This window comes from Arcicella sp. BE140, from assembly GCF_031456255.1.
GTDB classification, from domain to species: domain Bacteria; phylum Bacteroidota; class Bacteroidia; order Cytophagales; family Spirosomataceae; genus Arcicella; species Arcicella aquatica.
In genome coordinates, this window is the sequence record NZ_JAVDUE010000013.1 from 143,112 (window position 1) to 165,396 (window position 22,285).

At 34.0% G+C, this 22,285-nt stretch carries 22 protein-coding genes; 10 read left to right on the forward strand and 12 right to left on the reverse strand.

Annotated features, from left to right (window positions below; genetic code table 11):
- Positions 1–15: 15 nt before the first annotated feature.
- The 8 genes from J2Y60_RS17840 to asnS form a co-directional block, all read right to left on the reverse strand.
- Positions 16–315 carry a transcriptional regulator gene (locus J2Y60_RS17840; RefSeq protein ID WP_309921210.1) on the reverse strand — a complete coding sequence of 100 codons (300 nt, stop codon included), beginning with the start codon at positions 313–315 and terminating at the stop codon, positions 16–18.
- Positions 316–498: 183 nt separating this feature from the next.
- Positions 499–1,917: a cell envelope integrity protein CreD gene (gene creD / locus J2Y60_RS17845; RefSeq protein ID WP_309921208.1), complete on the reverse strand. Its 1,419-nt coding sequence runs from the start codon at positions 1,915–1,917 to the stop codon at positions 499–501.
- A gap of 95 nt (positions 1,918–2,012) precedes the next feature.
- Positions 2,013–2,312: a transcriptional regulator gene (locus J2Y60_RS17850; protein WP_309921205.1), complete on the reverse strand. Its 300-nt coding sequence runs from the start codon at positions 2,310–2,312 to the stop codon at positions 2,013–2,015.
- A 48-nt stretch (positions 2,313–2,360) separates the two neighbouring features.
- Positions 2,361–2,972 carry a hypothetical protein gene (locus tag J2Y60_RS17855; RefSeq protein WP_309921202.1) on the reverse strand — a complete coding sequence of 204 codons (612 nt, stop codon included), beginning with the start codon at positions 2,970–2,972 and terminating at the stop codon, positions 2,361–2,363.
- Between the two features lie 78 nt (positions 2,973–3,050).
- Positions 3,051–3,704: a hypothetical protein gene (locus J2Y60_RS17860; RefSeq protein WP_309921199.1), complete on the reverse strand. Its 654-nt coding sequence runs from the start codon at positions 3,702–3,704 to the stop codon at positions 3,051–3,053.
- A complete protein-coding gene (locus J2Y60_RS17865) occupies positions 3,691–5,079 on the reverse strand; it encodes an ATP-binding protein (RefSeq protein ID WP_309921195.1) in 1,389 nt (462 codons plus the stop codon). The genes J2Y60_RS17860 and J2Y60_RS17865 overlap by 14 nt, the downstream gene beginning before the upstream one ends.
- An 83-nt stretch (positions 5,080–5,162) precedes the next feature.
- Positions 5,163–5,627 carry a nuclear transport factor 2 family protein gene (locus tag J2Y60_RS17870; RefSeq protein ID WP_309921192.1) on the reverse strand — a complete coding sequence of 155 codons (465 nt, stop codon included), beginning with the start codon at positions 5,625–5,627 and terminating at the stop codon, positions 5,163–5,165.
- Between the two features lie 93 nt (positions 5,628–5,720).
- A complete protein-coding gene (gene asnS / locus J2Y60_RS17875; RefSeq protein WP_309921189.1) occupies positions 5,721–7,151 on the reverse strand; it encodes an asparagine--tRNA ligase in 1,431 nt (476 codons plus the stop codon).
- Positions 7,152–7,583: 432 nt separating this feature from the next.
- Between asnS and rpoN the strand changes: the two genes are divergently transcribed.
- From rpoN to J2Y60_RS17890, 3 genes are all read left to right on the forward strand, one after another.
- Positions 7,584–9,041, forward strand: a complete 1,458-nt coding sequence (gene rpoN, locus J2Y60_RS17880) for an RNA polymerase factor sigma-54 (RefSeq protein ID WP_309921187.1) — start codon at positions 7,584–7,586, stop codon at positions 9,039–9,041.
- 150 nt (positions 9,042–9,191) lie between these two features.
- Positions 9,192–9,842, forward strand: coding sequence for a hypothetical protein (locus J2Y60_RS17885; protein ID WP_309921184.1), 651 nt, complete (start codon positions 9,192–9,194; stop codon positions 9,840–9,842).
- 67 nt (positions 9,843–9,909) lie between these two features.
- Positions 9,910–10,689, forward strand: a complete 780-nt coding sequence (locus J2Y60_RS17890; RefSeq protein ID WP_309921181.1) for an enoyl-CoA hydratase-related protein — start codon at positions 9,910–9,912, stop codon at positions 10,687–10,689.
- Positions 10,690–11,230: 541 nt separating this feature from the next.
- Here J2Y60_RS17890 and J2Y60_RS17895 read toward each other — a convergent pair.
- Positions 11,231–12,610, reverse strand: a complete 1,380-nt coding sequence (locus J2Y60_RS17895; RefSeq protein WP_309921178.1) for a Gfo/Idh/MocA family oxidoreductase — start codon at positions 12,608–12,610, stop codon at positions 11,231–11,233.
- 163 nt (positions 12,611–12,773) lie between these two features.
- Here J2Y60_RS17895 and J2Y60_RS17900 point away from each other — a divergent pair, with 163 nt between their 5' ends.
- Positions 12,774–13,796 carry an SPASM domain-containing protein gene (locus J2Y60_RS17900; RefSeq protein ID WP_309921175.1) on the forward strand — a complete coding sequence of 341 codons (1,023 nt, stop codon included), beginning with the start codon at positions 12,774–12,776 and terminating at the stop codon, positions 13,794–13,796.
- A gap of 197 nt (positions 13,797–13,993) precedes the next feature.
- Here J2Y60_RS17900 and J2Y60_RS17905 read toward each other — a convergent pair whose 3' ends face one another.
- Entirely contained in the window at positions 13,994–14,929 is a 936-nt protein-coding gene (locus tag J2Y60_RS17905; RefSeq protein ID WP_309994707.1) for a carboxypeptidase-like regulatory domain-containing protein, read from the reverse strand.
- Between the two features lie 214 nt (positions 14,930–15,143).
- On the opposite strand from J2Y60_RS17905, the gene J2Y60_RS17910 reads away from it, so the two are divergent.
- Positions 15,144–15,434, forward strand: coding sequence for a MafI family immunity protein (locus J2Y60_RS17910; RefSeq protein WP_309921169.1), 291 nt, complete (start codon positions 15,144–15,146; stop codon positions 15,432–15,434).
- Between the two features lie 384 nt (positions 15,435–15,818).
- Here J2Y60_RS17910 and J2Y60_RS17915 read toward each other — a convergent pair whose 3' ends face one another.
- Positions 15,819–16,571, reverse strand: a complete 753-nt coding sequence (locus J2Y60_RS17915; RefSeq protein WP_309921166.1) for a hypothetical protein — start codon at positions 16,569–16,571, stop codon at positions 15,819–15,821.
- 202 nt (positions 16,572–16,773) lie between these two features.
- Here J2Y60_RS17915 and J2Y60_RS17920 point away from each other — a divergent pair, with 202 nt between their 5' ends.
- From J2Y60_RS17920 to J2Y60_RS17930, 3 genes are all read left to right on the forward strand, one after another.
- Positions 16,774–17,787, forward strand: coding sequence for a histidine kinase (locus J2Y60_RS17920; protein ID WP_309921163.1), 1,014 nt, complete (start codon positions 16,774–16,776; stop codon positions 17,785–17,787).
- Positions 17,784–18,503: a LytTR family DNA-binding domain-containing protein gene (locus tag J2Y60_RS17925; protein ID WP_309921160.1), complete on the forward strand. Its 720-nt coding sequence runs from the start codon at positions 17,784–17,786 to the stop codon at positions 18,501–18,503. The genes J2Y60_RS17920 and J2Y60_RS17925 overlap by 4 nt, the downstream gene beginning before the upstream one ends.
- Before the next feature lie 383 nt (positions 18,504–18,886).
- Positions 18,887–19,813 (forward strand): S41 family peptidase, encoded by a 927-nt coding sequence (locus tag J2Y60_RS17930; RefSeq protein ID WP_309921158.1) that lies wholly within the window; start codon positions 18,887–18,889, stop codon positions 19,811–19,813.
- A 177-nt stretch (positions 19,814–19,990) separates the two neighbouring features.
- Here J2Y60_RS17930 and J2Y60_RS17935 read toward each other — a convergent pair whose 3' ends face one another.
- Positions 19,991–20,557, reverse strand: coding sequence for a hypothetical protein (locus J2Y60_RS17935; RefSeq protein ID WP_309921155.1), 567 nt, complete (start codon positions 20,555–20,557; stop codon positions 19,991–19,993).
- Positions 20,558–20,919: 362 nt separating this feature from the next.
- Here J2Y60_RS17935 and J2Y60_RS17940 point away from each other — a divergent pair, with 362 nt between their 5' ends.
- Together J2Y60_RS17940 and J2Y60_RS17945 are read left to right on the forward strand one after the other, a co-directional pair.
- Positions 20,920–21,315, forward strand: a complete 396-nt coding sequence (locus tag J2Y60_RS17940) for a hypothetical protein (RefSeq protein WP_309921152.1) — start codon at positions 20,920–20,922, stop codon at positions 21,313–21,315.
- Between the two features lie 231 nt (positions 21,316–21,546).
- Complete coding sequence (locus J2Y60_RS17945; protein ID WP_309921149.1) at positions 21,547–22,161, forward strand: hypothetical protein; 615 nt, start codon at positions 21,547–21,549, stop codon at positions 22,159–22,161.
- Positions 22,162–22,285 lie beyond the last annotated feature (124 nt).

Sequence of the window (22,285 nt, forward strand, 5' to 3'; positions counted from 1 at the left end):
CATTCGTCTGTTTTTTTAAGCAGAGCCCTTGATTAATGTTTCTAAAGCATATAGGTGTTCTTGAAAAGCCTGCTTCCCTTCGTTAGTAGCCTGAAATGACGTATGGGGCTTTTTGCCAATAAAGGCTTTTCTGATTTTTATATATTTTTCTTTTTTTAATGCAGTAATATGAGAAGCCAAATTGCCATTGGTAACGTTGAGTACCTCTTTAAACTCATTAAAATCAACCCAATCGTTCACTATCAAGAGGGACATGATGCCTAGTCTTACACGGTTTTCAAATGATTTATTTATGTTATCAATAATAGTTTTCATAACGTTCAATCTGATAATTTTACAGCAACTCAATTATCAAACCTTTCAACCAAGATTCATATTTACGGTACATCATAACGCCGTAAATAATGGCTAAGACTAGATTGAAATTTTTCATGATGTTGTTTAGAAAAATGGACAGCTTGCCTAATTAAGCAGACAAGACTGTCCTGCATAGAACTATTATTCTTTATTATTGTAAGCACGATACCAGTCTATATTGCGTGTCAGGTACATCACAACCGTCAGAATGATTAATAATCCAATACTTCCTAATAGTAAAGAATAATCTTCCAACTGTAGTAATGAATAGAAAAAGCCATAGAGTAATGAAAGTATACCATTGAATATCAGGGTAATGCGTGAATTTTTGAAAATACTTTGCGTGTAAAACGTAATCAAAGTCAGTATCGTTATACATCCGATTAGGTAGGCAATATTGAAAGAAAGGTGTTCTGAAATTGCCAATAAAAGCACATAAAAAAGACAAATGGCAAAACCTACCAAAAGATATTGAATAGGGTGCAAGCGTTTTCGATTAAGAATTTCTACGAAGAAAAAGGCGATAAACGTGATGACAATAAACATCAAATTATACTTGGTCGAACGCATCGTTTTTTGATACTCATCCACTGGTAAAAGTAGTTTTACGCCAAATGAACTTTGTAATTCGCCTGTAACTTTTGTAGCTACACCGTCTGAATAATCAACGGTTGTGTGGTTATGAGGATTACTCTCTTGATAATTGGCGTCAAAGCCGATAAAATTTCCAACTCCTTGTTGAGGATAATTTCTGTTGAGATGCAATTCATTCCAAACCGCTTTAAAGCCTTTTTCAGTTATTTGGCGTTCGTCAGGTAAAGATTCCCCTACGAAACTTGGCGTTCCCCAAGATGATTCAATGGTGACCTTTGTTGTTTTCCCAAAGGGCAGAAAGTCAATCTCTTTACTGCCGTTTAGATTAATCTGAGCGTCAAAATTGATTGTTTCAGCCGCTAAGTTAATGGGGCAACTTGCCCCAGAAGCAAATAAATCTTTTGATTCAATGCCAGAATTCATTTCGGTATCTATGCCATTGATTTTTAGCTTAATTGCCTCTTTGATTCCTTTCATATCGGTTATTCCAAAAGAGATAAAAGCTTCAGAAAATAAAAATCTTTCTTTCGGAATTTTCAATAATTCTACATTAGGTTTTTTGAAAAAGCCTTGTAAATGGAGTTGAGCATTATAAAGCATCACTACATAAATCCCTCTGTATCTTTTTTCTGGAATCAGTTTCCCCGTAATGTTAAGATGTTCGGGCAAGAAATGAGCGTATGCTATTACCGTTGACTTTTTACCGTTATCATCTTCCTGAATGATGGTGTAGGGAATGGTAATAACTGCCCCACCAATTGTCTGATTACTTCCCCATTTAGATGTTATTTCTTCCTCAGCTATATCTCTGGTTATTTGTCTTTCATGAATCAAACTTTCCAGCATGGTAGAAGGAATCATCAATAACAGTATGAGGATGAAGATGGAAAAAAGTTTTAGCATGACTGAGCTTTTTACCCAATTATTAAAGCGTTCAAAAAGTGATAGTTTTTCTGGAGTTTCCATGATAGTATTGGAGTTAAGATAGTTTTTTGCAAATTACTTTGAATTTCAAAGTATAAAGTTTTTAAAAAACGAATGTATACCATTCGTCTAATTTTTTATAGAGAGCCTTTGATTAACGCTTCTAAAGCATTCAGGTGTTCTTGAAAAGCCTGTTTCCCTTCAACAGTTGCCTGAAATGATGTATTGGGTTTCTTGCCAATAAACGCTTTTCTGACATGTATATATTTTTCTTTTTCTAAGGCAGTAATATGCGAGGCCAAATTACCATCAGTAACGTTGAGCGTCTCTTTAAATTCATTAAAATCTACCCAATCGTTCACCATTAAGATAGACATCACACCTAACCTTACACGGTTTTCAAAAGATTTATTTATGTTAGAAATAATAGTTTGCATAATGTTCAATCTGATAATTTATAGGAATTCAATTATCAAATCTTCAAATCAAGATTCATATTTACGGTACATCACTATTCCATAAACAATGTGTAGTACGCCAAAACCAATCGCCCAGAATAGTAAGCCAAGCTTCCATTCGTCCAATACACCACAAATTAAGCCCAAAACGATTTCGATATAACCGAGGTATCGAATATCATCATAAGTATATTTAGAGGCGTTCACAAGGGCTAAGCCATAAAATACCAACGTGGCAGCATCTATCAAATGCGGTGCATGTTTTAGTAAAATCAAAGTAAACAAACCTCCCGCTACCAAAGGAATGGCCATGTTGGAAAAGAGCCTTTTAGAAGTACTACTCCAAATATTTAACCCTCTGCGTTTAGCACTCCTGATACTGAAATATAATGAAATGCTAAGCGAAAGTGTTAAAACACTGAGCCCGTCAATCACAATATATGTTAACAATGGGGTATTGTCTTGTAAATTCAAGTAGCTAGTGGGATACTCAGACAGGATTCTTTGATAGGCCAAATAAGCACCTATCAAGGCAAATGAGCCTGCAAATACGCCTGATAATCCACTAAAGGAAATAAATCGGCTGGAACGTTCCATCATTGAACGTATTTCAGAGATATCTTGTAAGTGTTGATTCATTTTCAAATTACTTTGTATTGCAAAGTACAATCTAAAAAAATAAAATTCCAAATGTTTTTTGATTTTATTTTTGAAATTTTATTGAAGATTAAGATTTCTAAGGGTCATTTCATAAGCGGTGTGGTATTGTTCAATTGGCTCACGGTCTCCACCCTTTTTAATTCTCTCGATTCTTTTATTTATATAACTTTTACGAAAACCACTCACTAAGTTTAATCCTAAAACATGAATCATGTCGTTAACTCTTTTTATTGTCTCATCGTCTAAGTTAGTATTTGCAAAAAAAATATGCAGATTAACATCATAATCCAATAATTCATCAGGAACATAATTCGGACTATCAGGTTTAAGAATATTATCAATTGATTTGGTACTCTTGCGACGATTTATTGTACAAGAAACCATAAAAAGATTATCCCATAACCATCCCTTAGTAGGTTTGAGGGTTGAATCGAAATGTTCTAATTCACCTTCATGGAATGGTTTAGGTTCGAGAAGTTGATACTTACCATCATCCCAATTTTCGATGTTAATTAATTCTAAATCTCCTATTAAATCCTTTTCAGTATAGGCACATAATCCATTTTGACAATGGTATAAACTCATAACTACGTCCCAATAATGCTCACCACTTGACTTGTATTTTTCATGGTTTTGTTCATTATTTTCAAATTCCTCTATCCAATCTCTGTAAGTAGTAGAATGAATTATAGTTTTATCAATTCTTTTCATTATTAAGAGAATCTAAATTCCAATAATCTAAAAGTTCAGAAAGTTTAATATATTCTTCTAATTTTTCTTTTTCTTGTTCAACACTGAGCTTTTTATTTTTTAATTGCCTTTCTAAAGTAGCTAAATCTATTAGTGCTCTGTCCCTTAAATCATTTCCTTCTTGGTCTAAGTCAAATACCTTTTGCAAAATGCCCATCCAAGTTAAGTATTGTGGATTGATTGTATAATTATCGACGTGTCTACCTTTTTCCTTGTTATAATACAGTTCTTGATAAACATTGCCTTCATTATTAAACTTTAGTTCTACAATTTCCCAAGGTTCAAAAGAAGAAGCTACCATAGGTGAATGGGTAGCAAAGAAAAACTGAGAATCTTTAGCCATACTCGTATAAAAATTAACAATTTCAGTTTGAATATCAGGATAAAGAGAACGTTCTGGTTCATCAAAAAGGATGATAGCTTTTTCAGGCTTTAAACCATAAAGTGGCAAGGCAGTCAGAATCACCTGTTTTGTACCAGTGCTTAGTCCTTCAAAAGGAATGTCTTTGCCTTGTACAGTTTGAATTTTGATGGTTTCAATATCCTCTGTTCTTTCAAAATCTAGTTCAGTTTTTACTTTTAGGTTAAAACGTCCAATGATTTTATCTAAAAATTTATCGGCTAAATCTATAATAGGATTAGGATTCTCCTGACGCCATTGTAAAAATTCATTTCTTGCGTTAATAATGTCTTCTTGAGAATATTTTGGATTTTGTAGTAACTTAGAAAGCTCTAGACTTTTTTTGATTTCTAATTCACGGTCTTTTATTATTGCTTCGTTGATAGTTGCCCAGCTACTTTGTAAATCATAGTTGCTGAAATCGTAAAAGTTTTCGAATGGAGAGCTTTGGGACTTTTCTTTTTGAGCCTTATTAGTTTTAGGTATATCAAGGTCACATGGATAGTAGAATAATTTGAAATCGTTGTTTAAATAATCAATGATGCTTTTGTCTAATCCACTAACTGAAGTAAGAAAAGACTCACCATTGGGCGAAAAATTATCTTTATCATTATATGTGTCATAAATTGCTTTGAGTTTATTATCAAAAGTAACATTTACACCATTTTTAGCAAAACCTAATCCTATTAATGGGTACATAGAAGGAATATGGACAGATTCATCAGATAAACGATTTATCAAGTTTGGTAAAGAAATGACAAAAAGCGTTTTCTTCAATATCTCAATCAAACTAGTCTTCCCCGTTCCACTTTGCCCAATAAAACATACTTTGTCTAAAGCTTGTCCAGCTTTTGGATGTCCTTCTGGATAGGTTAAATCCAAACGAAAATCTTTGAATTGATTGTATTCTTGTATATATAATTCTGTAACTTTCATGGAGTCTATTTCATATTTCTGATGCAAAATAATTAAAAAAGGTCAGCTTTATTGGCTGACCTTTAAAAATCTTATAATTCCTTCTATTCACATTTCCTACGCGTATCAGCCAAAGCGATAATTTTCCAACCATTTTCGGTTTTGTAGAACTGAAAGGCATCTACTCCGCAATGTTGACGTTTGCCATTTACATACAATTCGTAGGGTGTCCAAGCAGTTGCCATGTTTCCATCTACTCTGATTTCGTAGCTTAATACTCTTTCTTCTATTTGTATATTGGCTGGTAATGAACCAATGTGTTTAATAAAACCATCTGCGTTTTCTTCGGTGGTCAAATCCATCAGATTAGTTTTACGGTTTATGCCAATCGACTGCATTCTGATAGAAGGATGAAAGGTACCACGAATCATTGTAGAATCGTGTTTTTGCATTCCGTCAAAAAGTTGCACTACTACAGCCTTGACCGCTTTTTCTTCGGGATTTTGAGCAATAACAGCAAAGGAGGTACTTAAGAGAAAAAACAAAAAGTAAATAGTCTTTTTTAACATAGCAGTATTGTTTAGTGACAAAGTGAATGAATAATTTGAGGATTAATTTACTAAAAATAATCACTAAATCACTCATTCACTCACTCACAACTATTAAAACTCTGCTGATTTCGGTGTACGTGGGAAAGGAATTACGTCACGGATGTTGGTCATACCTGTTACAAACATTACCAAACGTTCGAACCCAATACCAAAACCAGAGTGTGGTGCTGTACCGAATTTACGTGTTTCTAAATACCACCAAATCGTATCTTCGTGGATGCCTACCTCTTTAGTACGTTGTAATAATTTTTCGTAATTATCTTCACGCTGAGAACCACCGATGATTTCGCCAATACCAGGATAAAGTACGTCCATTGCACGAACAGTCTTACCGTCCTCATCCAGCTTCATATAAAATGCCTTGATGTCTTTTGGATAGTTCGTTAAGATAACTGGTTTCTTGAAATGTTTCTCAACCAAGTAACGTTCGTGTTCAGACTGTAAGTCGATGCCCCATTCAACTGGATATTGGAACTTACCTTCTTTGTGACGTTTTGATGATAACAAAATCTGGATGGCTTCTGTATAAGTAAGTTTTACATATTCGTTATCAATCACAAAGCGAAGTTTTTCAATTAATGCTAATTCCGAACGCTCTTCTGCCTTTTTAGTTTTCTCTTCTTCTTTCAAACGGTTTTCAAGAAGCGCTAAATCGTCAGCACAGTTTTCCAAAGCATATTTAATAACATACTTTGTGAAATCTTCGGCTAAACGCATGTTATCTTCTAACTCATAGAAAGCAACTTCTGGCTCAATCATCCAGAATTCAGCTAAGTGACGAGCAGTATTAGAATTTTCAGCACGGAAAGTAGGGCCGAAAGTATAAATCTTCGATAAAGCCATGGCTCCTAATTCGCCTTCTAGCTGACCAGAAACGGTTAGGTTGGTTTCTTTACCAAAGAAATCTTCTTTATAATTTACAGTACCGTCTTCGTTCAATGGAGGATTCTTAGGGTCTAGGGTAGTGACATGAAACATTTCACCCGCACCTTCAGCATCCGACCCCGTAATGATAGGCGTATGCAAATAGAAGAAACCGTTATCGTTAAAATATTTATGAATAGCAAAAGCCAATGAATGACGAATACGGAGTATTGCAGAAAAAGTATTCGTACGTGGACGTAAGTGAGCGATTTCGCGCAAGAACTCTAAAGAGTGTTTTTTAGGTTGAAGCGGATATTTCTCTGGGTCGGCAGTACCATACACCACAGCAGTTTTTACTTGTAATTCTATTCTTTGTCCCGAACCTTTAGATTCTATTAATGTACCTGTTACGGCCACGCACGAACCCGTAGTAATTAATTTAAGCGTTTCTTCTTCAATAATACCCGGTTCAGCTACAGCCTGAATATTATGAATTACAGAGCCGTCGTTAATATTAATAAAAATTACGTTTGGTTGTACACGTTTGGTTCTTACCCAACCTTTTACGGTTATTTCTTGGCCAACTTGGGCTTCTGCTAAAATTTGCTTGATTTGCATTGGTATAATTTCGGATTTTTGATTTTTAGCTTGTTTATCAACAAACAAAAAACACTCGTACTATTGATTTACTAGAATTCAAAATTACTTACAATTACCGAATTAGATGGTATTTTTCATAGTTTATAATTTATCATACATTAAATTTTATCATTGAACGTTAAAATACTAAATCGTTACTTGATTGTCTGATTAGTTAAATTTCATGAAAAAGATACGTTTATTAACTTTAAGGAATAAATATAGAAGATGCTTAGTTTTTGATTATTAATATTTTACAAATTTTTACTGGAAATAAATTGAAAATAATAAACAAGGTGTAATTAAATTCAATAAATTTGGCAAGATAGTTGATAAGGCTGTCAATTCTAATTTTCATTAACCATTTTGCCTTGATCGTTTTACGGTTTCTAAATCGCATTTTAATACTTTATGCAAAAATTAAGTCTTAATCAAAGTCTCCAACAAAGGCTATCTCCACAACAAATCCAGTTTATCAAACTGTTGCAGATACCTACTTTTGAATTATCCGCTCGGATTGAGGAGGAGTTAGAAATTAACCCTGCTTTGGAAGAAGGTGCAGAAGTAGAAGTAAAAGAAGCCGATGAGTACGACGACGATTTTGACGATTATGCGGATGAAGAATTTAAAGAATATGATGATAGAGACATTGATGTAGAGTCGTATCTGAGTGATGATTATAATGGCTATAAGATGCAGGGAGATGGTAATTCGGATGATGATGATAAGGATTTGCCGATAGCCATGTTGTCCAACCTGAACGATCATTTACTTTCACAATTGGGCTATTTGAGGTTAGACGAACATCAAGAAATAATAGGGCGACAATTGATAGGCTCTATTGAATCAGACGGGTATATTCGTCGCCCACTACAGGCTATCGTTAACGATTTGGCTTTTACGCAAGGAGTTTATACGACCATTGAAGATATTGAAGTAGTATTAAAACAAATTCAAACCTTCGACCCCGCTGGTATTGGCGCACGAGATTTACAAGAATGTCTTTTATTACAGCTAGACCGAAAAGATATTCACGAACCTTTTGTGCAAGATGCCATCAGAATTATAGAGGATAGCTTTGACGAATTTTCAAAGAAGCACTATGACAAGATTCAGAAACGCTTAGATATCAGTGACGATGCGCTGAAACAAACCATCAAACTAATAACCAAGCTGAATCCCAAACCTGGGGCTGCAGAAGAAGATGGTGGTGTAATTCAATTCTTGCTTCCTGATTATATCCTGACGAATACCAATGGTAAGTTAGAATTGTATTTGAATTCTAAGAATGCCCCTGAGTTGAGGGTGAGCCACTCGTTCCATGAGATGTTGGATACTTATGAGAAAAGTGATAAAAATAACAGGGCCATCAAGGAAACAGTTACTTTTATCAAACAAAAACTAGATTCTGCCAAATGGTTTATTGATGCCATCAAACAACGACAAAATACGTTGTTGAGAACGATGAAGGCTATTTTGGATTATCAAAATGAGTTTTTTATGACGGGCGATGAGACAAAATTAAAACCCATGATTTTGAAAGACATTGCTACGCAGATTGACATGGATATTTCTACCGTTTCCAGAGTAGCAAGCAGTAAGTCTATTCAAACAGAGTTTGGATTATATCCTTTAAAATACTTTTTTTCAGAGGGTATTTCAACAGATTCTGGCGAAGATGTATCTAGTCGTGAAGTGAAAAATATCTTGAAGGAATTAATTGATAACGAATCTAAAAAGAACCCACTTTCAGATGATAAACTAGAGAAATTCTTGAATGAAAAAGGCTATAACATAGCCAGAAGAACCGTTGCCAAATACAGAGAACAATTAAATATACCTGTGGCTAGGCTTAGGAAGCAATTATAAAGTGATGAGCTGTGAGCAATAAGCATTGAGCTTAAGTAAAAGAAAAAATGCTCATAGCTCATAGCTCATAGCTCATAGCTCATAGCTCATAGCTCATAGCTCATAGCTCATAGCTCATAGCTCATAAAATCATAAATAAACAAAAACCACTTGAATACACGTTTTGCCCAAATATTATCAGCATTGTTGCATCCATTAGCTATGCCGACAATTATTTTTGCTGTTCTGTTTTATATTGCACCAGAATCAATTCATAATCTTGAATTATTTAATGGCACTTCAAGAGTAGGCATGATGAGTTTGAAATTGGGACTTTTGTTGCTCATATTTTTACAAACTTTTGTATTGCCGGTGTTTAGTATTTATGCACTATATCGGTTCAAAATCATCAGTGATTTAAAAATGGAAACCCTGTCGGATAGGCGAGTGCCTTATTTGGTTACGGTAGCTATTTATACGTTCGTAGCAGTGTTTTTTACCTTCAAATTGCATCAGTTTCCCGAAGTATCGCTTATTCTTACCAGTATCGCTTTTTCTATTTCAGCCGTAGCTTTTATTAGTCTTTACTGGAAAATATCAGCCCATGCAGTAGGCATCAGTGGCACCGTAGGAGCTTTGATGGGTATTGCCATTAAATTTGGTACGGTTGCATTATTCTATCCAGTGCTGATTGCCATTGTGGTAGCAGGTTTTCTAATGTCGGCTAGGTTATACCTGAATGCTCATACGCCCGCTCAGATTTTAGCAGGAACCATTTTGGGGATTACTGTTAGTTTATCGGTAGTCATCTTCTTTATTTGAAATGTTATGCTTGCATAATAAATAAAAAAGCTTCAAATTAGAGTTGGTAAATCAAAAAACAACTCTCATGTATCAGCATCTTATCTATCATATTCAGGATGGTGTTTGCACCATTACACTCAATCGACCAGCGGTTTATAACGCCCTTAATACAGCCCTCATTCAAGAAATTACTCAAGCCTTTGAAGCAGTGCATACTGACGAATCCGTACGCGTTGTGGTATTGACGGGTGCAGGTGAAAATGCTTTCTGTGCAGGTGCAGATTTGAAAAGTGGCATGAGTAATGCTACGAGCTTGGGAGATTCCCTTCGGAAAAACTATAATCCTATGATTTTAGCCATCCGCAATTTACCCAAACCCGTAATTTGTCGCCTAAATGGTACGGCAGTAGGAGCAGGCTGTTCGTTGGCGTTGGCTTGTGATATCATCATTGCGGCTGATAATGCCAAGATGTCTCAAATTTTTGTGAATATAGGGTTGATTATTGATGCAGGTTCGTCGTTCTTTTTACCAAAATTGGTTGGATCACAAAAAGCCTTTGAATTATGTTCGACAGGCAGGGTAGTGGAGGCACAAGAATGCTTTGAATTAGGATTGGTCAATTCAGTAGTACCGAAAGCTGACCTCGACTCGGCAGTACTTAAAATGGCAAAACAATATGCCAATTCAGCCACGAAGGCGATAGGTTTAATCAAAAAAGTATTGAATCAATCATCATTTTCTAGCTTAGAAGAAATGCTTGAATTAGAAGCTATCCATCAAGATTTGGCTGGACAAACAAAAGATTTTGAAGAGGGAGTGACTGCATTTTTACAAAAAAGAAAGCCAGTTTTTAAAGGTTTTTAAGAAAGAAAATGATAATAATAAAAAAAAGTCGTTAGCATGGCCAACGACTTTTTCAATAACCCTAACCCATAAAAAATCTGTAAAAAAACTATACTATACGTAATCAGCCAAATTAAAAATTCGCCCAAAATCTATCATTAGTTGACGAAGAAATTCGTCAATTTTTATTTATAATCAACTTAGATATTAAGCATGCAATTCAATGCCAATAGGCTAATACATTGATTTTGCCAAAAAGACAATAAATAATAAACCCTAAAGTTTATACCCTACTAAGAAGAAGTGTATTCCAGAGAATACGATTCGACGCTTATCAACAACCCATTTGATGAAATGTTTTGATGACATATTAATTCTAGTACAAGATGTGAAACATTTTCATTAAAAACAAGTTAAATGCAGATTTTTTTTGATTTAATGCGAAAATATACTTTAAGTATATTGAGAGTCTTTAAAGAATAATGTTGGTTAATTTACCCTTTATCCTTAGCGAGGAACTTAAGTCCCTCGCTAAGGATAAAGGAAATACTTCTCTTATATTTTAACCTAATTTCATCGTTTCAGGATTCCAGATTACAGGCTTACCTATCTCAGCACTTTTATTACAAGCCAAGGCAGGCGCAGCCGCTCTTAATCCAAAAGTAGCATCTTCCCAGACTGCTTTGCCTGTCCGAACAGATTCGAAGAAATTGATAAAATGATCAAGCCTTGAATCATAACCGTCTACCGCTTTAAATGTAATCTCTTTACCATATTGCCATTTAGTATCTTCATCAGTATATAGGGCTTTATAGGCTTTTTTAGATTCTTCTTGTTCTGCTTGCGAGAAAGTAAATAGCGAATCGTATCCACCAATTTCGGGTGCTTTGGGTCTTTTAAAGTTTTTCACTTTCATACCACTCCACGATAATTCAATAACCCCTTCCGTACCTATTAAACGCGTAGGAGAACCTCCACTACCACCATCAGCAAGGTTTACTCGGGTAAAAAACTGAAACGAAGGATTGGTACTCGTAGCAGGATAATTCATCAAAGCCGTTACAATATCATAGGCATCTCTACCGTCTTTCCAAAGGTTCAAGTCGCCCAAGGCAAATATTTTATTAGGTCCCGTAGAGCCCGTAATTGTATGCAAATTGGTTAACAAATGCACAAATAAGTCTCCAGCTACACCCGTTCCATAGTCTTTGTAGTTTCTCCAGCGGAAAAACCTTTTGGCATCAAAAGGCATTTTAGGAGCATCGCCCACATAAGTATCCCAATCAACTGTTTGGGTAGAAGCATCCGTTGGAATGGTATATTGCCAAGCACCATTGGCAGAAGTACGGTCATTTGTAGCCTCTACATACACCAATTCGCCAATAATGCCCGACTCATAAATTTTTTTAGCTTCCGCCGTAACAGTGCTACTTGCTACCTGTGAACCTACTTGAAAAACTTTCCCCGTTTTTTTCTGTGCCTCAATTACTGACTTCCCTTCTTCAATATGGTGTACCATTGGTTTTTCGCAGTAAACATGTTTGCCTGCATTCATCGCATCAATGGAGATTTTATCATGCCAATGGTCGGATGTACAAACTAGTACGGCATCTATGTCTTTTCTATTCAGGATTTCGCGGTAATCTTTGGTCGTAAAAATATCTTTTCCCCACTTTTCTTTGGCTCTTTCCAATCGTCCAGTGTACAAGTCACAAACAGCCACTAATTCTACGCCAGGCACTTTCAAGGCTGTATCAGTATCATAATGCCCAATAATACCAGAGCCAATCAATGCGATTCTGACGGTATCATTCGCACTGATTTTAGCATTTGATTCTAAGGTAAAGGTTTTGCCGTAAGCATCACCAAGGGCAGTACCGCCGATGAGCAGCACTGAGCTTCCACTGATTTTTCTAATAAAATCTCTTCTTGAATGTGACATATTAAATTGGATGTTTGATTGATAGTATATTTTTAAGCGGGGAATTTCGTTAAATAAATTACTACTTTATTTGGACAAACGTGTGTTACTTTGTCCTGATACCTTAATTTGGCATTTCAGCCATTTGGCGGTATCTTGCATAATACTTTGTACAACAGACAAGATGAACGGAAACCTTAAAGATGGACTAAACCTACTCTCGAAACTTACCCCAAAGCGCATTTGGAATGGGTTAAAAGTGGCTACTAGTTTTTATAATTCTAAACTTTTGGGAAGACCAACGCAATGGGGAATGCCCATTAGTATTTCTTTTGAACCTACTACTTCTTGCAACTTGCGTTGTCCCGAATGCCCAAGTGGACTGCGTTCTTTTACCAGACCCACAGGAATGCTAGAGGGCAATTTATTCAAAAGAACCCTTGACGAACTAGAAAGTACGTTACTTTATTTAATCTTTTATTTTCAAGGCGAACCATACCTACATCCACAATTTTTGGATTTGGTGGGTTACGCGGCTAAAAAAGGAGTTTATACAGCCACCTCGACCAATGCGCATTATTTAACAGATGCCAATGCTAAAAAAACGGTGGAATCGGGTTTGGATAGACTGATTATTTCGATTGATGGCACTAGTCAAGAAACTTATGAACAATACCGTGTAGGAGGGAAGTTATCGAAGGTAATAGAAGGAACTAAGCATATTGTTAAGTGGAAAAAGGAGCTAAAGTCTAGTACACCTCACATTGTTTTTCAGTTTTTGGTTGTACGGCCTAACGAACACCAAATTGATGAAGTAAAGCAATTGGCTAAAGAGTTAGGTGTGGATGAAGTAGGTTTAAAAACTGCCCAGATTTATGATTATGAAAATGGTTCTGACCTGATTCCGACAATCGACAAATATGCACGTTACAAAAAGCAAAGCGACGGAAGCTATAGTATTAAAAATGAATTGATTAATCATTGCTGGAAAATGTGGCATTCGTGCGTAATTACTTGGGACGGGTTAGTAGTACCTTGTTGCTTTGATAAAGATGCACACCACCGTTTAGGCGATATGAAAACCCAGACTTTTACTGAACTATGGCATGGGAAATCATATCAGCAGTTTAGACAAACGTTGATTCGCTCTCGTTCGGAAATAGAAATGTGTAAAAACTGTACGGAAGGTACGCAGGTTTGGGCGTAGGTAGTGGCTTTCGGTTATCAGCTTTCGGTCTTCGGCTTTTGGTTTTTATACAGTAGCACGAGTTTCCAACTCGTAAAGCAATCGTTAATTTACGAGTTGGAAACTCGTGCTACTGCAAAATGCTATCGCTTTTTGCAAGACACTCTGACGTAGTGAAAAACACTACACCAAGCGAGGCAACACGGGCAAATACTTCATTATTCAAAAACATTTAACTTTAACCCCATCATAAACGTACCAAAGGAATTATCAATTTTTTGCCAGTTTTTACTAACCTTAGAGAACTTCCAATTTTTTAGATTTTTGTATATATTGACAGAGTTACACAAGTGAGGGATTAAGTATCTTTTTTTAGTAATCCTCTTTTTTTCAACTACACTATACACAGATTCTAGATATGCTTTATAAGCATATTCATCTTCATCCAATATCTTCATACTTATGAAAATTCCATTTGGAGGATACGATATTTGATATTTAGAAATATCTATTTCAAACCACTTATTTGACTTTTCAGCTCTTATAAGAATATCTTCAGGTAATAATGAAATACATGGCATTCCGTTGTTCTCATTTACAGCATAAAGATTTAATTTAAAAGGTTCTTTATATCCATTCTTCTCGGTTGGGATTTTTCTAAAAAAGAATCTAACTTTAGTAATATAGGCTTCCTGTATGTTTAGTGAAGGTAATTGAAGTGCTAGCTCTTCTCCAAAATTCATAAACCCACTTCCTAAAGAGCTACTAGACTTTTTATCTATATTGCCTATATCGATAAAAAAATTATTTTTGGAACTTACTTTAACTTCGCTTAATATGGTATTAGATTCCTTTAATTTAATCATTGCATTTTTAGGCAAAGATTGTATAGAAAAAGAAGCCTGTTCAAATCCTACAGAACTAAACCGAATACTATCTGAATCAGTACATTTATTGCAGTCAAATTTGAAAAAACCATTTTCGTTTGTTATTGAATAATAGTTTTTCTTAACAACACTGATTGTAACGTTTGGAATACCCTTATCATTAGAGTTTGATTCTATAATTCTACCAGAGAAGCTTTGCTGACCAATACATGAGAAATCACAAAAAGTAATGACTGATAGAGTATAAAAAAATAGGAATCTGAACATTTTATATAGTTTTATTATTTTTAACATAGTTGAGGTTTTTCATGCCCTCGCCTAGTCGGGGTCGCCTAGACTTGCTATTTGTGCGAAAGCCAGTCTCAGGGAATACTCATCAAGTATCTGACGAAGCTAAAAAGACTTTAACCAGCATGGCGACAAGACTAAAGTAATTATTACTCCTACAAATATCATAATAGGTTTCCTAATAAATAATATCATGAAAAAATTAATAAACTCTTTATTAGGATTAATTGAGGTGTCAAGAGTTCTTGGATTAAATGAGAATAATTTAGAAAATGCCAAAGATTATTTAGTCCACAATGAGTATGAATTATGTTTTGATACGATAATAACACAAATGTATGAATACGATATTGAAATAAGTAATGAGGTTTATAACTCCATTTCTAGGATTGGGAAAACAATGAATTTACAACAAGATAGTTATTCATTTATGAAAGAATTGATAAGGAACGATGATGACATTTCTAATCTAGTAGAAGACTAGTTGATTATTTAAAACATTGCTAATTAAAATTGAGGTTATTTTTCCGTCTTTGTTGGTATTAGTTCACCAACAACATATCATTATAAATGAAAGTAAGTTTATAAACAGAAAGCAGTGAGTTTGTCCACTCTTAATCCCTAACGAGGGAATTATTAGCTTTCATAAAATAACCGTTCCTTTTGTATTTTGGTTAATGTTTTTACAGATTGTTCCAAGAAAGTCCTCTATGTTCAACAATCCTACGTCATCATGATTTTGATGTGTAGTCAACAAAGGCTAAAAGAACGATTATTTCATGAATCTTAATAATTCCCTCGTTAGGGATGAAGAGTGGAAGTTTATCAATTGCACATCGGCATACTAATGGAATATTCGGGAAATGTATCAATATAATTTAACTTTAAAACGATACATTCCTTGAAAGTATTCTTTCATTTTAATTACTTCACCACTTTTTTCGGAAAGATAAAAAAGGGCATAATAATTAGGATGAGTAGCATCTGTATGCTTTAATATCCAACAATTTGTCTTTGTATCAATATTGACAGCTATGGCTTCTTTCCCTATTACTTCATACAAGTGATAAGCTGGAATGGGACTGTTGGCATCCATGAACGAAATCAGAAATTGTTGCCCAATTTTTTTAATAGGAAGTAAAGGATAAGTCTCCAAATCTAGTTCCCAGTTTAAAATAGGGATATTTAGCGTGATTTTTGGGTTTTTAAGGACTTTATTATTTGCTACAGTGTCTGATGCTATCATCTCTTTTCCAACAAAATCATACGCTATGATACCTCTTTTTCCATAATTAGCTTTGTGAAAAATAGGCTTCATCGTTGCTTTTTCACAGATGTTAATCACATTAGCTATAACAGTATCTTTATTAATCCATTTCCAGCCAAATTCTACTACAGGTTTATTATTAAGGGTCGAAAAATGAGTGTTTCTTTCCCAAATGTCTCCAACTCCTTTTCGCACGAAATTACTGTCTGTGAAATAAACCAAGTAAGTAGCTTTACCTTCTTGTAATCGCTTGAGGTTGAGTTTACTGTTGGTGGCAGTAATAGTGTCAATTTGTCCCAAGCTTTTCATGTTGCTCAACAATAAGAACAAGAATAAAAATATGATATGTTTCATAATAATAAATAAAAATTAGAAATTGATTGTAATAACTTTACAAATCTGTTTAGGATAAGAAAAGACAACAAACTTATTCAACCGATTACGCTTTTATTTTAACCAATGCGATTTGCGTCTATTTGTAGTATTTGGTTGAATAAATGATGTCATTGGTTGAAAAAACCATCTTCTAAAGTAATATCTAGTTTATTTTTATACTATGTTGATAGGTATTAAACATTATAGCGATTGGGTATGGCACGTAATCGGTTGGTCGTTGGTTTTTATGCTTAGTCTTTTAGGTGCCCTATCCAGAGATGGCTTCACAGAATCACTGACTTTTACTTTACTAGCTTTATTTTTTTATATTTTAATTGTGTACTCTAATGTATATGTATTCATTCCGTGGCTATACTTCAAGCAAGGAATATTCATTTATACCTTTGCTTGTTTACTCTGGCTGGTATTGCTTACATTTTTGCGAGCACAAGTGTCTGGATGGGTTTATACCTATTTTTTTTCGGGAAAATCAGAACCCATTTTACTTAAACAATACAGTACTGTGTTGATTGGTAACTTGTTTATTTTCTTATTTAGCTTTGTGCTATTACTAATTTTGCGTTATCGTTTGGTTTCTCAAACAGCCACCATGCTTAAAATGGAAAACCAGAAAGCCGCATTAGATTTATTACAGTCGAGAGTACAACCTCATTTTTTGTTTAATACGCTGAATAATATTTACTTCGAGGCCGTCAAAGAATCGCCACTTACAGCACAACTAATCGAAAAGCTATCTGACATGATGCGGTATTTTACCGAAGAAAGTCACCAAGAAAAAGTATTACTGAATAAAGAATTACAGTTTATCGACCATTATATTGATTTGGAACTAATCAGGATGCGTTATCCTCCTTCGATACAATTTACTCGTTCAGTCTCAGAAAATACCATGATTCCCCCCATGCTGTTGATTACTTTTATTGAAAATATTTTCAAACACGGTATTGACAAAACTTCTCCCCAAAATGAAGTTATCATATCTTTGAAGCAAGAAGGGCAGCAATTGATTTTCATAACTCAAAATAGTTTACCAGCCATTTCTGTTACCCAAAAATCGGGTTCTGGTTTGTTCAATCTTGAACGTCGCTTAGCATTAATATACTCATCTAATTTTGAGCTATCTATCAAAAAGACAACAAGTAATTTTACAGCCACTTTAGTGATACCATTATGAAAAACATACGTTGCCTTATTGTGGATGATGAACCTGCTGCCATAGGTTTGATTGAAATGTATGTTCAACAAGCAACTAATTGGCAACTAGTAGGAAAATGTTATCATGCACTTGAAGTAATTTCATTGTTGAAACAACAAGAAGTAGATGTTATTTTTTTGGATATCAATATGCCAGGTTTAACAGGTATGGAATTAGCACAATTTTTGCCCAAAAATATAAAAATTGTGTTTGTAACTGCCTATGCAGAACATGCTATGGAGAGTTTTGAGTTTGCTACGATTGACTATATGTTGAAACCGCTAACCCTGCAAAGATTTTTAAAGTGTGCTGAAAAGATTAATAATGAATTTTTAAAAAATAATGATTTGTTGAAGAAACTGGGTGATGAAGAAATTCACCCAGAATACTTTTTTGTGAAATCTGGAAAGCTTATCGAGAAAATTGCCATTAACGATATTTTGTATTTCGAAGGAGAAAAAGAGTATGTAAAATTAGTGACACCCCATCGACCAGTCTTGTTATATCGTAGAATGAAAAGTTTAGAACAACAACTTCCCTCAAATTTTTTCAGGGTGCATCTTTCATTCATTATCAACATAAATCATATAAGTAAAATTGCGGATAATCATGTATATATCGGCAATCGAGTAATCGCTATCAGTAATACATATCGAGAGAGTTTTCTGGAACTAATTAAAAAAAGAAGTTTATAAGATTTCAGCCATCTAATTAACCTTACTTCCGTGGCTGGTCTCCCGACCAGACACATGTCCGAATAAAAAGTAGCGAGGCTTTTCCACTCTTCATCCCTAACGAGGGAATTAATTCCCTCGTTAGGGATGAAGAGTGGAACTTAACAGCCTAAAACCTGATGCAGTCAGAGACTGGCTATTATTTATCGTTCCAAGTCTGATGACATGGAACAGCACGGTGTTTCTTTTTTGCCATCTTAAAAATAGTTTGTAATTTTTGCAAAGATAGAACCTTGAGAAGTAAAAGCTAGACTAGCCGTCCGCCCAGGTTAAGTTCAATACCATCATTGGTGGCAATTTCGGACACTCCAAGAATTTAAAAACTTTTAAAAATAATGCATCGTATGAAATATCTATTGACAATATTTTTTGTAATTGTGTTTGCTCTTAATTCTTTTAGTCAAATTAAAGATAAAGAGGAATTAAAAAAAGTATCAAATGAGATACTGACATACATTAACAAATACTCAATAGTAACAGACTCCATAAATTGGAAAGAATTCAATGAGGACATTTCAACGAAAATTGCACAATTGAATGACGTAGATTCAAGTGGAATTATTTTTTCTTCAATTTTAAATAAGTTACGTCAGTATGGGGACTTTCATTCATTTTATTATGATAAGTCTAAATCAAAAAAATTGGTATCAAACGATACGACTTTAAAATACCCATGCTCAAAAATTATTGACAATTCAATTGGTTACCTTTTCTTACCTACACATCTATCAATGAATCAGAAAGAAAATTTTATTTATGCCGATACATTAAGAAAACAAATCGAATTATTAGATAAACAACATCTCATAAAAGGCTGGGTTGTAGATTTAAGAGAAAATAGAGGTGGAAATATGTGGCCAATGTTAGCAGGGCTAAACCCAATTATTGAAGATGGCACTGTTGGATATTTCGTGACTAAAGGCAAAGCAATAAAATGGAAAAGCAATTCTAAAAATACTTATAAATGCAAAAACTTAAATAATAAGATAGCAATATTAATTGATACATTAACTGCAAGTAGTGGCGAAATGACAGCAATATCATTATTAGGCAGAAAAAATTCAAAATCATTTGGTAAAAGAACAAGTGGTTATACTACAGCAAACCAAAATTATCAATTATCAAACGGAGCAATGCTTTTTTTAGCGACTGCCTATTGTGAAGATAGAACAAAGAAAAAATATATTGGAAAAATAACTCCTGATGTTGAAGTTTTAGATAATGCAGAAACCATAATTGAATATAAAAAGTGGTTACTTGAAAAAAAATAAACTGCCCTCGCTTGGCGTAGTGTATTTCTCTACGTCAACATGTCAGGCATTCTTAGAAGGCAACGGCTAGTATTATACAGATAACACAACTTGAAAAACATAAAAAGCTTTGCATTTTTGCCATGTAACATTGACGTAGTGAAAAACACTACGACAAGCGGGGGGTGGAAAATACCATTATTTCTCTGGTCGAGAAACAATATGTAAACCTATATATTCATCCTCACGGATTTTAAATTTATTGATAAAACAAAAGAATAAAAGAGTATATTTTTTTGTTCTATCGATATCTGATTTTTTTAAATAAAAATTTATACCCTCCATAGTAAAATATTTTTGTAGAATTCCATTTAGTCCTTTTTCTTTATACTCCTTTTCAAGGATACAATCTTTATTTATTATAAAACCTCCATTTTCTAAAATATTTTTTGAATCAAAAAGTATTTTTTGATTCAAGGCTTCAAAAAGAAAATTATAAGGATTATTATAAATTTTAGAATATTGAGAATCATTATATAATGTAATTAACCTACTTTTTTGTATCACTCCCAATTTCTTTAGACCAACATTAACGAATAAGATTAATCCTCCATCTGAAGGGGGGATTCCATCTTTTCTCACTGAAAAGTTTTTAATTTCTTCTATACTAAAAATATTTTTTTGACAATTGTCACAACCTAAGCAATATAGAATTAAGAAACTTATCATTATTATTTTTAAAATTAAATTAGCTTGAATCATCATAAATTGTTTGGAGGATTTTTTAGTGTTTTAGCATCCCCTCGCTTGGCGTAGTGTTTTACTACGTCAGCGTGTCAGGCATTCTTAGAAGGCGATACCTATTGTATGGATGCGACCAGTTTGATACCACAATATATTAGAATAATGCTTACAGAAAGAGATTTATTAGTAGATATAATACAGAATGCCCTCGCTTGGCGTAGAGTTTTACTACGTCAGCATCTCAGGCGTTATTAGAACGCAACGGCTAGTGTTACACAGATAACACAACTTGAAAAACATAAAAAGCTTTGCATTTTTGCCATGTAACATGGCAGTATGCACTGAGGTAGTGAAAAATACTACGGCAAGCGAGGGGAAATAGTATGAAAAAAATTCTTAAAAACATCTATTATACTTTTGAAGTAGGGAGTTATGGTCTTAAAATATTATTTGACCTTAATATTACATTATTACTCTTTGATTCAGTGAGTTTTGTATATATCAATAAAAACGAGTTTGATAAATTTAAAAATTGGAAAAGATTGGATTATGGTAAATTATTGAATGGTAATATTGATATCACAGAAATTAAAGAGGACGAGCTTACAAGTTATTTTGTTAAGTTTTCTAATGATGATATATTATACATATATCAAAGAATTGATGGGTTAGAAGAATTTAGTCAAGATTTTAAAATAATCTCAAAAAATATGACTGATTACAATGAAGTTTGTAAATATATGTCAGAAGATTGGGTTGAAAAAGTGCCTCTGACTTAGTTGCGTTCTAATTATCTATGAATAATAAACAAGACCATTTCCCCCCTCGCTTGGCGTAGTGTTTTTAACTACGTCAGTGTGCCATGCCTTCTTAGAAGGCAACGGCTAGTGGTACACAAAGTGAGAACTTGAAAAATTTTAAAATGCGTTTCATTTTTGCAATGTAACATTGCCTGACACATTGACGTAGTGAAAAACACTACGCCAAGCGAGGGACCAAAAAATAATGAAATGAGAAAAATCTTTATAGTTATCATACTGTGTACTATTTCATTGAAAACTTTGGGACAGTCCACTACCAATATAATTTCTATATTTAAAATGCAACTATTTTTAGATAAAACAGATAGTGTTTTTAGCGGAATGAATACAAGTATTCAGAAAAATGATTCATTATATAATGCCTTTAGTGAAGCTATTGATTTAAAAATAGATACTTTAAAAGTAGAGGGTAAATATGAATTAACACAATCTGTATTAGCTCCTAAGTTTAAATTTTATAAATTAAGCCAACGAGATTTTACTAGAAAACTCAACGATAATGAATTACAGCTTTTTTGGGTTTTTGGAGAAAAGTATATGGTAATGGCTATTAATCATTTAACAGGTAGCTCTTATAGAATTTTGGGTTTTAATGGAAATGATTTCCTTAATTTTTTATCAGACTATCTCGAAATATATAATTTCACAAATGAAAAGAAGTTGAATAGAAGGTCTTTTTTTAGGAGTTACCACCTAGAAGGTATTGATCTTAAATGTTTATATAAGGGTTTACAAGCAGATATTGTAGAGCGTAAGAAATATCCTTGCCTTAAAAGAGCGAGCGAATTAATAACAATTCATTAAACGGTGCGGTATCAACTCACTCTTGGTGTAGTCTTAGACTACGCGATAGTCTCCTTCGCTTGGCGTAGTGTTTTTCACTACGTCAGCGTGCCATGCCTTCTAGTGGTACACAAAGTGCGAACTT

Coding starts and splice junctions, on each gene's coding strand:
- J2Y60_RS17840 (WP_309921210.1), bottom strand. CDS start 315: ATGAAAACTATTATTGATAACATAAATAAATCATTTGAAAACCGTGTA.
- creD (WP_309921208.1), bottom strand. CDS start 1,917: ATGGAAACTCCAGAAAAACTATCACTTTTTGAACGCTTTAATAATTGG.
- J2Y60_RS17850 (WP_309921205.1), bottom strand. CDS start 2,312: ATGCAAACTATTATTTCTAACATAAATAAATCTTTTGAAAACCGTGTA.
- J2Y60_RS17855 (WP_309921202.1), bottom strand. CDS start 2,972: ATGAATCAACACTTACAAGATATCTCTGAAATACGTTCAATGATGGAA.
- J2Y60_RS17860 (WP_309921199.1), bottom strand. CDS start 3,704: ATGAAAAGAATTGATAAAACTATAATTCATTCTACTACTTACAGAGAT.
- J2Y60_RS17865 (WP_309921195.1), bottom strand. CDS start 5,079: ATGAAAGTTACAGAATTATATATACAAGAATACAATCAATTCAAAGAT.
- J2Y60_RS17870 (WP_309921192.1), bottom strand. CDS start 5,627: ATGTTAAAAAAGACTATTTACTTTTTGTTTTTTCTCTTAAGTACCTCC.
- asnS (WP_309921189.1), bottom strand. CDS start 7,151: ATGCAAATCAAGCAAATTTTAGCAGAAGCCCAAGTTGGCCAAGAAATA.
- rpoN (WP_309921187.1), top strand. CDS start 7,584: ATGCAAAAATTAAGTCTTAATCAAAGTCTCCAACAAAGGCTATCTCCA.
- J2Y60_RS17890 (WP_309921181.1), top strand. CDS start 9,910: ATGTATCAGCATCTTATCTATCATATTCAGGATGGTGTTTGCACCATT.
- J2Y60_RS17895 (WP_309921178.1), bottom strand. CDS start 12,610: ATGTCACATTCAAGAAGAGATTTTATTAGAAAAATCAGTGGAAGCTCA.
- J2Y60_RS17900 (WP_309921175.1), top strand. CDS start 12,774: ATGAACGGAAACCTTAAAGATGGACTAAACCTACTCTCGAAACTTACC.
- J2Y60_RS17905 (WP_309994707.1), bottom strand. CDS start 14,929: ATGTTCAGATTCCTATTTTTTTATACTCTATCAGTCATTACTTTTTGT.
- J2Y60_RS17910 (WP_309921169.1), top strand. CDS start 15,144: ATGAAAAAATTAATAAACTCTTTATTAGGATTAATTGAGGTGTCAAGA.
- J2Y60_RS17915 (WP_309921166.1), bottom strand. CDS start 16,571: ATGAAACATATCATATTTTTATTCTTGTTCTTATTGTTGAGCAACATG.
- J2Y60_RS17920 (WP_309921163.1), top strand. CDS start 16,774: ATGTTGATAGGTATTAAACATTATAGCGATTGGGTATGGCACGTAATC.
- J2Y60_RS17925 (WP_309921160.1), top strand. CDS start 17,784: ATGAAAAACATACGTTGCCTTATTGTGGATGATGAACCTGCTGCCATA.
- J2Y60_RS17930 (WP_309921158.1), top strand. CDS start 18,887: ATGAAATATCTATTGACAATATTTTTTGTAATTGTGTTTGCTCTTAAT.
- J2Y60_RS17935 (WP_309921155.1), bottom strand. CDS start 20,557: ATGATGATTCAAGCTAATTTAATTTTAAAAATAATAATGATAAGTTTC.
- J2Y60_RS17940 (WP_309921152.1), top strand. CDS start 20,920: ATGAAAAAAATTCTTAAAAACATCTATTATACTTTTGAAGTAGGGAGT.
- J2Y60_RS17945 (WP_309921149.1), top strand. CDS start 21,547: ATGAGAAAAATCTTTATAGTTATCATACTGTGTACTATTTCATTGAAA.